The organism is Kribbella aluminosa (assembly GCF_017876295.1).
GTDB classification, from domain to species: domain Bacteria; phylum Actinomycetota; class Actinomycetes; order Propionibacteriales; family Kribbellaceae; genus Kribbella; species Kribbella aluminosa.
The window spans coordinates 2,568,299-2,580,414 of sequence record NZ_JAGINT010000001.1; the positions used below are offsets into that span (position 1 = coordinate 2,568,299).

Below are 12,116 nucleotides of genomic sequence, written 5' to 3' on the forward strand. Positions count from 1 at the left end.
GTCTTCATCATCAGTCGCACCGCTGCTAGAGGTGAACGACCTCAGCGCGGGCTACCGCGACCTGGTGGCAATCCGCGACATCTCGCTCAGCGTTCACCCAGGCAAGGTCACCGTCCTGTTGGGTCGCAACGGCGCAGGCAAAAGCACAACGCTGCTGACCATCGCGGGCCTCGCCAAACGCACCGCCGGCCAGATCCTCCTTGACGGAGTCGATATCACCGACAGACCGCCCCACGTGCGCACGGCCCTAGGGATAGCGCTCGTGCCGGAGAACAAGCGGATCTTCCGGCGCCGAACTGTCGAGGAGAACCTCGCCATCGGCGGGTACATCCTTCGACGTGGCGAACGACGAGCGGCCGTGCGAAACGCGTACGACCGATTCCCGATGCTGCACGCCAAGCGGCACGAGCCGGCCGGCGGTTTGAGCGGCGGACAGCAACAGATGCTGTCGATCGCTCAGGCGCTGATGCCCGGACCACGTGTTCTCATGCTCGACGAGCCCACCGCGGGCCTGGCACCGGTGATCGTCAAGGACGTCCTCGAGATCCTCGGATCCATCAAGGCCGAAGACGTGGGTGTTTTGCTGGTCGAGCAGCTCGTCGACCAAGCGATGACGGTGGCGGATCGCGTGGTCCTGCTCGATCACGGTCGGGTCCAGTCCAGCGCAGAGGCGGACGGTCTGCACAACTTCGAGGAACTGCGGAACGTGTATCTCGGGGGTAGGCCGGATGACCAGCCGTGATCGCGACGGTGTGCGTTCCGCCGACCGGTACTGAGACGCGCGCCAGAAGGCACAGCAACCCTACGTTCCCCATGAGCCCCGTGATATGGCGCTCGCCCGGCCCGGACAGGTTTCGGCAGAAGAAGGGGAGCGTGACAGTGCACAAAGTGATTGCTGGGATGCTGGGGGCCTTGGTGGTTCTTGCCGGCTGCGGCACCGCGAAAGACTCAAGTTCTGGAGATGCGAGCGGTCCCTTCCAGGTCCTCGTTGTCACCGGGACCTCGGGTGCCTACGCACAGTTCGCGAACGCGAACGTGACGGGCATCAAGGCGGCCGCCAAGGTCATCAACGAACGTGGTGGGATCGACGGTCGCAAGGTCGAGATCAAAGTTGTCGACGATCAGAGCGACGCAACTCAAGCGGTCAGCCTTCTTCAGCAGGAGCTGGCCCGGTCACGACCCAACCTGGTGTGGTTCTTCACCATTGGCGAGGGACAAGCGCTGATGCCGATCTTGAACGGCGAGAAGGTCCTGGTGGTGACGAATTCGGGCGATCCGCTCGCGGACCCAGCGAAGTACCCCTACCTCACGTCTCTCGCCGCCGACCAGAAGGCACCGTACGTCGCCATGCGCCAGCGGCTGGAAGCTGAGGGGGCGAAGAAGGTCGGATTCATCACCACCAACGACGGTGTCGGTCAGGTTGACTGGCCGGCCTTCCAAGAGGCGATGAAAGGGTCAGGCATGACTCTGTTCAACGAGCCGGTGAATCTGAACTCTCTCAACGTCACGCCCAACATGCTGTCGTTGAAGAACAAGGGCATCGACCACCTGGTGGTCGAGTCGTATACCGCCCTGACGTCGTACATCTTCTCGGCTCGGACCGCGGCCGGCATGGACGACATTCCCACGATTGGCGACTCGCCGGTTGCGCAGACGGACCCAGCCAAGGCGATCGCGCCCGCGGACCAGAAGAACGTCGTACTGGTGGCCGCGAATCCGCAGGTCGAGGGAGGTGTGTCGGGGGCGGGCTGGGACAAGATGGTCGGCGCTCTCAAAGCCACCGGCGGCATCTCCGTGGTCCAGTCGCAGGCCACGGTCTACACCGGGCTGCAGGCGATCGCCGCGGCTGCCGCGAAGGCCGGCTCGACCGATCCTGGTGACATGATCAAGGTGCTGAGAGGAAAGCTCGAGAGTCCCGAGTTCACGTTCCCGCAGGTCTGGGAGCCGGTGAGCCCGACGTCCAACCTGCTCAAGTCGCCTCCCAAGGACTTCAACTTCGTCAAGGTCGCCCCCTACAACGAGATCGGGCAGTTCCCCGCCGGTGCTGTCGTGCACTAGCCGCGGACGGCGAGGCGTCCGCCACGAAGGTGGAATCCACAGCCGTTCCAGTCTGTCGACCGCTGTCGAGCTGACGCTTGAGACGCCCACCATGCTCATGTATCGCCCAAGGAGGAGAACACTATGGAAGGCTCGAGACCAGCACCCGTCGGCACGGGTCATCCCAGCGGCCGTGCCCCCCAACCGTCGCGGCTGGCGGACCCGGCGCTCCATCAGGTCGATCCAACCGATCCGTGGAGCAGTTGGAGCTGGCTGACGAACGCGACGCCTGTGGTGCGATTGGCGGACGAGGGCGAGTCGGCTCGCTGGCACCTGCTGGGCTACGAGCAGATGAAGGAGGCCCTCCAGGATCCGGTTCTGTTCTCGAGCCGGAACACCGCCGAGGCATTTGGCCGATCCTCCTTCGAACTGATCCCGGGGGAGCTCGATCCCCCGGAGCATCGCAGGTACCGCCAACTGTTGAACCCGGCCTTCGCGCCGGGCGCGATCAAGGTCCTGGAGCCGGCCATCAGGCAGGTGTGCAACGAGCTCATCGACGGCTTCCAGGACCGCGGCGGATGCGATCTCATCGCGGACTTCGCCTTCCTCTTCCCGACGACGATCTTCCTGCGCATGCTGGGGTTGCCGGACGACCGGCGCGACGAGTTCGTGGACTGGACCCACCGCTTCACGCGTCCTACCTCGCCCGAAGATCGGCAGGTGGTCCAGGACCTCATCGACAGAACACTCGGCGACGTCTTCGCAGCTCGACGTGACCAGCCGCGTGAGGACATGGCGTCGTTCCTGGTGACCTGCGAGCTGGACGGCCGGCCTCTGGAGGTCCGAGAGCTGCTGGGGATCGGACGGCTCCTGTTCATCGCCGGCCTCGACACGGTGGCGGCCACCCTGGGGTGGTGCTTCCATCACCTGGCTTTTCAACCGGGGCAACGACGCCACCTCATCGAGCACCCTGACAGCGTCCCGTTGGCCGTCGAGGAGTTCCTGCGGTACTACTCGGTCGTCACGAGTACCCGGTCGGTGTCTGAGGATACCGAGCTGACCGGATGCCCCATCAAGAAGGGCGACATCGCCGTCGTGCCACTCGCACCGGCGAATCGGGATCCGAGATCATTCCCCGATGCCGACGAGTTCCTGATCGAACGCCGACCGAATCGGCACGTCGGTTTCGGTCTGGGACCACATCGCTGCCTGGGCGCCCATCTTGCTCGCACCGAGCTGAGGATCGCGCTCGAGGAGTGGCACAGGCGTATCCCAGACTATGTCGTACCTGATGGAGTGGAGCTGCCGTCCTCGGGTTTCGATGCGTTGTACGGTGTGGGGACCTCGGTCCCGATGCTGGATTCGCTCCCACTGGTGTGGAAGTAGGCCGGAGATGCGGATTCGCGTAAATCACGATCGATGCACCGGCCATGCGCGCTGTAACGCCCTCTCGGAGGAGATCTACCCCCTCGACGACGTCGGATACTCGGCTGTCGTCGATGCTCAGGTCCCGGTGGGTAGCGAGTCGATCGCCCGCGAGGGCGCCGACACGTGTCCCGAAGGGGCGATCGAGGTCATCGACGACTGCTGACGAATGCTGGGCGCTCAGTCTGCCCTGCCTCCGAGTTCGGCCGTTGTCCATAGGAACGACGCGATCGACAACGAGACCCCGATCGACGAGAGGGAGCGACAAACGTGAACCATCTAGAAGCTCTGGTGGAGGAGCTCGGTGATCGCGTCGTCACCGATGCAGAGCGGATGGAGAAGTATCGCTGGGACCGTGCCAACGATCCGGACGCCGGCGTTCCGCTCGCCGTGGTGCGCGCCGGATCGACCGAGGACGTCCAGGCGGCGATGCGGTTCGCGGCCGCCCACGGCGTCCCCGTCGTGCCGCGCGGGGCGGGTTCGGGACTGTCCGGCGGGGCGTCGGCCGTGCCCGGCTGCCTGGTGTTGTCTACCGAGCGGATGACCGAGATCGAGGTGGACCCGGTCACCCGCACCGCGGTCGTGCAGCCCGGGCTGACGAACGCGCAGGTGAAGGCAGCTGCGGCCGAGCATGACCTCTGGTATCCGCCGGACCCGTCGTCCTTCGAGATCTGCTCGATCGGCGGCAACATCGCCACCAACGCGGGCGGCCTGTGTTGCGTCAAGTACGGCGTCACCACCGACTACGTGCTGGGCCTGACCGTTGTGCTCGCCGACGGCACCGCAGTCCAGCTCGGCGGCGCGAGGCTGAAGGATGTCGCGGGACTGTCGCTGACGAAGCTGTTTGTCGGCTCCGAAGGGACGCTTGGGATCATCACCGAAATCGTGCTGCGGCTGATCCCGAGGCAGCGACCGCCTGCCACGCTCGTCGCGGTGTTCGCGACGCTCGACGACGCCACCAACTCAGTCCTCGCGATCACCAGGCGGCTGCGACCTTCGATGCTCGAGTTCATGGATCGGCCAACGATCCACGCGGTCGAGGACATGACAAAGATGGGGCTCGACCGCGAGGCCGCAGCGATGCTGGTCATCCAGTCCGATGAGCCGGCCGGCCACGCAGCTACCGAGTGCGAGCTGATTGCGTCGCTCTGCGAGGAGAACAACGCTACCGAGGTCTTCGCCACCGACGATCCGGACGAGGGCGAGGCCTTCGTCGCCGCCCGCCGGAACGCGATCCCGGCCGTCGAGCGGACAGGCACGCTTCTTCTCGAGGATGTCGGCGTACCGGTTCCGCGACTCGGCGCCCTTGTGAACGGCACCGCCGACATCTCCGCGAAGCGCGAGGTCACGATCGCCGTGATCGCGCATGCCGGCGACGGAAACACCCATCCTCTGATCGTGTTCGACCCCAGCGACCCGGACATGGCCGAGCGTGCGCGGACGGCGTACGGCGAGGTGATGGAGCTCGCGATGTCACTAGGTGGAACGATCACGGGCGAACACGGCGTGGGCCGATTGAAGCGCCCGTGGCTTGCTGACTACCTCGGCCCGGATGTGTTGGCGCTCAACCAGAAGATCAAGGACGCCCTCGATCCTCAAGGCATCCTCAACCCCGGTTCGGTCTTCTAGATTGGCACGTTCCGATGTCCGGAACGATGTGCTGCCGCGGGCGGCGGGGGGAGCGAGGGTGCCGCGTGGAGTTAGTAGTCGGGGTAACGCACTCAGATCGGGTGGTGTCGGCATAAGGAGCCGGTATCTCAGTCCTGACCAGGCGCTACCGATGAGCGGAGGCGACCACGATGGCAACGATTCTTCTGATCGGGACCTTGGACACCAAGTGGGCGGAGTACGCCTTTGTGCGTGACCGGCTGACCGATGCCGGGGTGGCTACCATCGTGGTTGATGTCGGCGTCCAGGGCGAGCCCGGTTTTCGCCCGGACATCACGCGCGAGGAGGTGGCCGGCTCTGTCGGCGCTGACGTCGTCGCACTGGCCGAGGCCGGCGACCGGGGCGCGGCGGTCGCCACCATGGCTCGCGGCGCAGCCGAGTGGGTTGCCAAGCTGCACCGCGAGGGTCGCTGCGACGCCGCACTGGCGCTCGGTGGCACCGGCGGTACGTCGCTGGCCTCGCAAGCCATGCGAGTGTTGCCTCTCGGCGTACCCAAAGTGATCGTGTCGACCGTCGCGTCCGGCGACACCGGCCCTTACATCGGCGAGAGCGACCTGGTCCTGATGCCCAGCGTGGTCGACATCGCCGGTGTAAACCGTCTATCGACCCGCATTCTGGCGAATGCGGCGGCGTCGGTGGCAGGCATGGCCACTACGACACAGCCGCCGGACACCGGTACCAAGCCGGTGATCGCGGCCAGCATGTTCGGGGTCACCACGGCCTGCGTGACCGCAGCCCGAGAGAGGCTAGAGGAGCTTGGCTACGAGGTGCTGGTGTTTCACATGACCGGCGCCGGCGGCCGGACGCTCGAATCGCTCGCTCATGAGGGCTACCTCGCTGGTGTCCTCGACATCACCACCACTGAGCTCGCCGACGAGCTCGTGGGCGGCGTCTTCTCAGCCGGGGCCAAACGCTTGACCGGGGCTGCTGCGGCTGGTGTGCCCCAGGTGGTCTCGGTCGGGGCGCTGGACATGGTGAACTTCGGGCGTAAGGACACGGTGCCACCGCAGTTCGCCGACCGGAATCTCTATCTGCACAACCCGAACGTCACTTTGATGCGGACAACTCCGTCGGAGTGCGCCGAGCTTGGCAAGCGGCTCGCCGAGCGGGTCAGTGCCGCTACCGCTCCAGCCGCCGTATTCCTGCCGCTGCGGGGTGTCTCCTCGATCGCGACCGAGGGCGGACCGTTCCATGACGCCGACGCCGACGAGGTGTTGTTCAGCGCGATCCGGCGGCACTTGAATCGGGACGCAGTGGAGATCGTCGAGTCCGACAAGGAGATCAACGACCCGGATTTCGCCATTGCTATGGCGGAGAGGCTCCATCAGATGGTCAAGGCGACAGCCAGCTAGCACACGTCATTCAGGTAGAGGGGAAGTAGGATGCCAGGCTTCACCCGTACTCAAGTCCTCGACCGACTGCGGGACAAGATCGACAGGGGCCGACCGGTGATCGGTGGCGGCGCCGGCACAGGGTTGTCGGCCAAGTGCGAAGAGACCGGAGGGATCGATCTCATCGTGATCTACAATTCCGGCCGCTATCGGATGGCCGGCCGCGGCTCGTTGGCCGGTCTACTCGCTTACGGCAACGCCAACGACGTGGTTGTGGAGATGGGCCGGGAGATCCTCCCGGTGGTCACGAACACCCCGGTCCTAGCCGGGGTCAACGGTACCGACCCGTTTTACAACCCCGAGTTGTTCATTCAGGCGTTGATCCGGCAGGGTTTCTCCGGTGTACAGAACTTCCCGACCGTCGGCCTGATCGACGGCACCTTCCGCTCGCACCTTGAGGAGACCGGCATGGGTTTCGGTCTGGAGGTGGAGATGATCCGGGTAGCCCACCAGAACGGCGCTTTCACGACGCCGTACGTGTTCTCCGCAGCGGACGCCGTTGCGATGGCCGAGGCCGGCGCCGACGTGATCGTCTGTCATATGGGCCTGACGACTGGCGGGTCAATCGGCGCCGAGACGGGGCGGTCGCTAGACGAATGTGTGACCGCTGCGAACGAGTGGGCCGAAGCCGCTCGCTCAGTCCGCGACGACGTGATCGTCCTCGTCCACGGAGGTCCAATTGCCGAGCCAGAGGACGCGGAGTACGTGCTGAGTCGGACCATCGGAACGCACGGCTTCTACGGTGCCTCGTCGATGGAGCGGCTACCCACCGAACTGGCAATCGCCGAGCGAACGCGAGAGTTCAACCGGATCACCCCTGGGAACTGGGGCCGGCGCTGAGCTCGACGCGGTCCCATCTCCAGCATCTGGGCATCGATTCCTCGAATCGACGGCGTTGCCTGCAATCCGCGGCGGGAGCGTTGGCCGGGTGATGGGACGGCCGTCCAGGTGTAGCAGCTCCAGCAGCCGTTGGTTCGTCGCCTGTCGAGTGCTCCGGTCCTGCCGCCAGATCACCTCACGAAGCCTCGCTGATGCCTTGGAGCCGGTGACTTCGCTGCCGTCGTACAGGACGTTTCCTTGCACAATGCGCCCGCCTTCAGGCAGCAGGCCGAGGATCGCGCGAGGGCACCGGGATCTCCGCGAAGCGCGAGGTCACCATCGCCGTGATCGCGCACGCCGGCGACGGAAACACCCCATCCTCTAGGACGCCCTCGATCCCCAAGGCATCCTCAACCCCGGTTCGGACTTCTAGATTGACACGTTCCGATGTCCGGAACGATGCGTTGCCGCAGAAGGTGCGTCGGGCGAAGGTGCCGTGTCTGGAGGCAGATGTCGGGGCAACGCAGCCGATGAAGGGCAACACCCTCGACGGTGCCCGTCCCGAGCTGTGGTGAATCGCTGCGCCGAGCAGACGCGGCCCGCCGGTACGCCGCAACCGGCTTCGCCGCGCAAAGCTCTCATCCCTCGAGGGCGGCATGGTCGTCGAAGTCCCCGAGCTCCACCTGACGCCCTGACTGTTGCGCGGTGCATCGGATCGCGGGAATCGGTCAGATTCTGTTCGCAAAGCTAGTGATTGGTTGGATTATTGGACAACTTGGGCTTGGTGACCCATGACCATAGCTATGTAGAAGACTTTGCGCCCGACGCGAACGTGCTGCCTCCGCGCGCTTGGCTGGACGACGCGTCTGCGCGATTGTCGTTGAGTGGTGACTGGACTTTCCGGCTGTCGCCGAGTGTGGCGGACGCGCCGGATGACCTGAAGGATCCCGACACCCGTGGGTGGGACACGATCGCCGTCCCGGGGCACTGGCAGCTCAGTGGGTACGGCGCGCCCGCATACACGAATGTGGTCTATCCGTTCCCGCTCGAGCCGCCGTTCGTGCCGACGGGCAACCCGACCGGTGACTATGTCCGGACCGTGACGGTCCCGGCGGACTGGGTCGACGCCCGGGTGGTGCTGCGGTTCGAGGGTGTCGATTCCCGGTTCGCGGTGTACGTGAACGGTGAGCGGGTCGGCTGGTCGTCCGGCTCCCGGCTGCCATCGGAGTTCGACCTCACCAACGTGGTTGAACCCGGCAAGGAGGTCCGGATCGCGGTCCGGGTGCACCAATGGTCGCTCGGCAGCTATGTCGAGGATCAAGACATGTGGTGGCTGTCGGGGATCTTCCGTGAGGTCAACCTGATGGCACTCCGTCCGGGTGCTCCGACCGACGTGTTCGTACACGCGTCGTACGCCGGCGGCACCGGTACGCTGTCGGTGGACGCCGATGTCGCGGGCACGGTCGTCGTACCCGAGCTGGACCTGGAGTTTGCAACCGGTGCCGAGGTCACCGCAGCCGTCGAGCCATGGTCGGCCGAGAGCCCGCGGCTTTACGACGGTGTGTTGCGGACCGAAGATGGTGAGGTCCTGTTGCGGATCGGCTTCCGCACGGTCGCGATCGCCGACGGCGTGCTGACGGTGAATGGGAATCGGGTGTTGTTCAGCGGCGTCAACCGGCACGAGTTCCATCCCGACCGCGGGCGGGCGCTGACCGAGCAGGACATGCTCGACGACGTACTGATCATGAAGCGCGCCGGGATCAACGCGGTCCGCACCAGCCACTACCCGCCGCACCCGCACTTCCTGTCGCTGTGTGACGAGTACGGGCTGTACGTGATCGACGAGTGCGACCTGGAGTCGCACGGGTTCGGGTACGAGCCGCAGCCGCCGAAGCTGCCGAACCCGGTGATGGACGACCGGTTCCGTGACGACCTGGTCGGCCGGATGCGGCGGATGGTGGAGCGGGACAAGAACCACCCGTCGATCGTGATCTGGTCGCTCGGCAACGAGTGCGGGATCGGCGAGAACCTGCGTGCGATGTATGCCTTCGCCAAGGACCGCGACCCCTCCCGTCCTGTCCACTACAAGCTGGACCGGGGCATGCAGCTCGGCGACGTGTACTCCGAGACGTACACCTCTGTGGAGAACGTGGAGAAGATCGGCGCGGACCCGGCGTCGCACAAGGGAATGCCGTTCATCGTGTGCGAGTACGGCCACGCGATGGGCAATGGTCCGGGCGGGTTGCTCGACTACCGCGAGGTGTTCGAGAAGTACCCGCGGTGTCAGGGCGGGTTCATCTGGGAGTTCATCGACCACGGTCTGCGGACGACGATCGACGGGCGCGAGGTGTACGCGTACGGCGGGGACTTCGGGGAAACGATCCACGACGGGAACTTCGTCTGCGACGGGCTGCTGTTCCCGGACCGGACGCCGTCGCCGGGCATGCACGAGTACGCGAAGGTGATCGAGCCGCTGCGGATCGTTGCTGATGGCAACCGGGTGGCGATCACCAACCTGTACGAGGTGCTGGACACGAGTCACCTGACGTTCAGCTATGTGGTGGAGACCGAAGGCGTGCAGGTGGACGCCGGGAGTTTGCCGGTTCCGGCGATCGCCGCCGGCCAGACCGTGACGGTGGACCTGCCGGACGCCGATGCGTCGAAGCCCGAGACCTGGGTGACAGTTACCGCATCGCTGGCTGCAGACACTTCGTGGGCCGACGCCGGTCACCGGATCGCCTGGGGGCAGATCCGGCTGGACGAGCCGGCACCTGCAGCTCCGATCGCGACCGGTACGCCGGCTGATGGTGTTGCCGGGGTCGACGGGATCACCGTCGGTGCGCTGCGGAACGTGCGGCTCGACGTCTGGCGCGCCCCGACCGATAACGACGCCGTCCCCGGCGCCGCCTGGAGGGCCCCCGGGGTCGCCAGCGCCTGGAAGGAGGCCGGCCCTGCACCGTGTCCAGCACCGAATCGTCTCCACCGGCGTCAATGACGGCGCGTGGCAGGTCGTCGTCCGTACCGCGCCGCCCGCGCTGCAATGGGGTCTCGTCTCTACCTGGCGCTGGGCCAGGCTCGACGATGGCGTACTGCTGGATCTCGAAGTTGTGCCGGACGGACAGTTCCCCGATACCCTTCCGCGACTCGGTATCACCTTCGAACTGCCGAAGGTCGAGCACGTCGAGTGGTACGGCGCCGGTCCCAACGAGGCGTACGTCGACACCCGCGCGGCCGCCGCGGTTGGCAGGTACTCTGCGACCGTCGACGAACTGCAGACCCCTTACGTCCGTCCGCAAGAGAACGGGCACCGCATCGACACTCGATGGGCCGTCCTCACGGGCTCGGCCGGATCCCTGCGAATCGAGGCCGCGCCGGACCTCTTCGGCCTGACCGTCCGGAACTGGACCACGGCCGACCTGGAAAACGCGAAACACACGATCGATCTGACCGCCGGTGACACGACGTACGTCACCGTCGACCTGGCCCAGGCCGGCATCGGCTCGAACGCCTGCGGCCCGGACCTCCCCGACAAGTACCAGCTCCACACCACCCCAAGATCCGTGTCGGTCAAGTTCGCCGGCTAGGCCGACCGGACCGCCTGGTCAGCTGCTCGTGTCCTGGGCGCCCCTGCGGGGGGCAGGTGCAACTGACTCACGGATGATGATTCGGTTGATGGGGTCGTGTGAGGGTTCCGGCGGCTCCTCACCGCGTACCGTGGCGATGAGCTTCAGGATCGCTTCGCGGCCTTGGGCGTCTCGGTCCACGGCGACTGTCGAGAGCGCCGGGGTGGCGTAACGGCCCATGTCGTAGTCGTCCCAGCCGAACACGCTGATGTCGTCCGGAACGCGCCAACCTCGCTCGAGTGCCGCGCGGATGGCTCCCATCGCAGCCTGGTCGCTGGCTGCGATGACGGCGGTGACTCCGCACGTCGCGGGCAGTCCTTGGACGGCGTCGTACCCGGACTGGCCGGACCAGTCTCCGTCCGCGACGCCATACGATCTGAGACCGAGTTCCTCGATGGTGGTTTCGTAGACCAGCTTCCGATTGCGAGCCGACGTGAACGTCTGGGGGCCGGCGATGTGGAGGAAGTCCCGGTGGCCGAGCGATACCAGGTGCTCGATGATGTTCCGGACCACCGAGGCGTCCGCGAGTTCGCCTTGGCTACGAAACTGGTCGTCGTAGTCCCCGGTGGCCACGATGGGAACGGGTGATCGCTCGAGATCCAGGGCGAGCGGGCTGAGCGACAGGATCCCTTCGAAACCACCGTTGGCAGCGAGTTCGAGCACGCGGTCGGCCCGGGTCCGGGCGTCGCCGACGATGGTGACGACCTCGAGTAGGTATCCCTCGGCCTGTGCGATGGCAGCAGCCCCGCCGAGCAGCTGGGAGTGCAGCAGGCTGGGAGTGGAAGGCAGGATCGTGGCGAGCCTGCCGCTGCGCTTTGTGCGCATCGACCGCGCCACCGGATTCGGTCGGTAGTTCAGCTCGGAAACGACAGCTTCGATCTTCTGCCGGGTCGCCGGCTTGAGACTCTCGATCCGGCGGAAGTAACGCGACACCGTCTGATGGGAGACACCTGCCCGGCGCGCCACCTCATGGATCGTGATTCGTGGGGCGCCCACGTCGGTCATCCAGATCCTCCTGCCAGTAGGTCGTTTTCAATCTAGCCCACGAACCGTTGACAGGAAAGTGATCGATCACTAGCGTCGCGAACCAAGAAAGTGATCAATCACTTTTTGCCGGATCCGTCGGGTCCGGTCGCCACAACCAAGGAGCCCT

The 12,116-nt window shown here is 65.7% G+C and carries 11 protein-coding genes; 10 read left to right on the plus strand and 1 reads right to left on the minus strand.

The window, feature by feature from the left end; genetic code table 11:
- Positions 1-31: 31 nt before the first annotated feature.
- The 10 genes from JOF29_RS12505 to JOF29_RS42950 all read left to right on the plus strand — a co-directional run bounded on the left by JOF29_RS12505 (position 32) and on the right by JOF29_RS42950 (position 10,924).
- The gene (locus tag JOF29_RS12505) at positions 32-742 is read left to right on the plus strand and encodes an ABC transporter ATP-binding protein (protein WP_209694360.1); all 711 of its coding nucleotides are present in this window, start codon (positions 32-34) and stop codon (positions 740-742) included.
- Positions 739-2,058: an ABC transporter substrate-binding protein gene (locus JOF29_RS12510; RefSeq protein WP_209694361.1), complete on the plus strand. Its 1,320-nt coding sequence runs from the start codon at positions 739-741 to the stop codon at positions 2,056-2,058. Before JOF29_RS12505 ends, JOF29_RS12510 begins: the two co-directional genes overlap by 4 nt.
- Positions 2,059-2,181: 123 nt before the next feature.
- Positions 2,182-3,423, plus strand: a complete 1,242-nt coding sequence (locus tag JOF29_RS12515) for a cytochrome P450 (protein WP_209694362.1) — start codon at positions 2,182-2,184, stop codon at positions 3,421-3,423.
- A 7-nt stretch (positions 3,424-3,430) separates the two neighbouring features.
- Entirely contained in the window at positions 3,431-3,628 is a 198-nt protein-coding gene (locus JOF29_RS12520) for a ferredoxin (protein WP_209694363.1), read from the plus strand.
- 104 nt (positions 3,629-3,732) lie between these two features.
- On the plus strand, positions 3,733-5,091 hold the full coding sequence (locus JOF29_RS12525) for an FAD-binding oxidoreductase (protein WP_307863285.1): 1,359 nt from the start codon (positions 3,733-3,735) through the stop codon (positions 5,089-5,091).
- Positions 5,092-5,261: 170 nt separating this feature from the next.
- Positions 5,262-6,482 carry a Tm-1-like ATP-binding domain-containing protein gene (locus tag JOF29_RS12530; protein WP_209694364.1) on the plus strand — a complete coding sequence of 407 codons (1,221 nt, stop codon included), beginning with the start codon at positions 5,262-5,264 and terminating at the stop codon, positions 6,480-6,482.
- Between the two features lie 30 nt (positions 6,483-6,512).
- Positions 6,513-7,361, plus strand: a complete 849-nt coding sequence (locus tag JOF29_RS12535) for a phosphoenolpyruvate hydrolase family protein (protein WP_209694365.1) — start codon at positions 6,513-6,515, stop codon at positions 7,359-7,361.
- 413 nt (positions 7,362-7,774) lie between these two features.
- A complete protein-coding gene (locus tag JOF29_RS12540; protein WP_209694366.1) occupies positions 7,775-7,915 on the plus strand; it encodes a hypothetical protein in 141 nt (46 codons plus the stop codon).
- Positions 7,916-8,124: 209 nt separating this feature from the next.
- Complete coding sequence (locus tag JOF29_RS12545; RefSeq protein WP_307863287.1) at positions 8,125-10,335, plus strand: glycoside hydrolase family 2 TIM barrel-domain containing protein; 2,211 nt, start codon at positions 8,125-8,127, stop codon at positions 10,333-10,335.
- A 40-nt stretch (positions 10,336-10,375) separates the two neighbouring features.
- Positions 10,376-10,924, plus strand: a complete 549-nt coding sequence (locus JOF29_RS42950) for a beta-galactosidase small subunit (RefSeq protein ID WP_245358571.1) — start codon at positions 10,376-10,378, stop codon at positions 10,922-10,924.
- An 18-nt stretch (positions 10,925-10,942) separates the two neighbouring features.
- Here the strand turns inward: JOF29_RS42950 and JOF29_RS12550 are convergent, their stop codons facing one another.
- Positions 10,943-11,968 carry a LacI family DNA-binding transcriptional regulator gene (locus JOF29_RS12550; protein WP_209694367.1) on the minus strand — a complete coding sequence of 342 codons (1,026 nt, stop codon included), beginning with the start codon at positions 11,966-11,968 and terminating at the stop codon, positions 10,943-10,945.
- Positions 11,969-12,116: the final 148 nt, after the last annotated feature.

Coding starts and splice junctions, on each gene's coding strand:
- JOF29_RS12515 (WP_209694362.1), top strand. CDS start 2,182: ATGGAAGGCTCGAGACCAGCACCCGTCGGCACGGGTCATCCCAGCGGC.
- JOF29_RS12550 (WP_209694367.1), bottom strand. CDS start 11,968: ATGACCGACGTGGGCGCCCCACGAATCACGATCCATGAGGTGGCGCGC.
- JOF29_RS12520 (WP_209694363.1), top strand. CDS start 3,431: ATGCGGATTCGCGTAAATCACGATCGATGCACCGGCCATGCGCGCTGT.
- JOF29_RS12530 (WP_209694364.1), top strand. CDS start 5,262: ATGGCAACGATTCTTCTGATCGGGACCTTGGACACCAAGTGGGCGGAG.
- JOF29_RS12535 (WP_209694365.1), top strand. CDS start 6,513: ATGCCAGGCTTCACCCGTACTCAAGTCCTCGACCGACTGCGGGACAAG.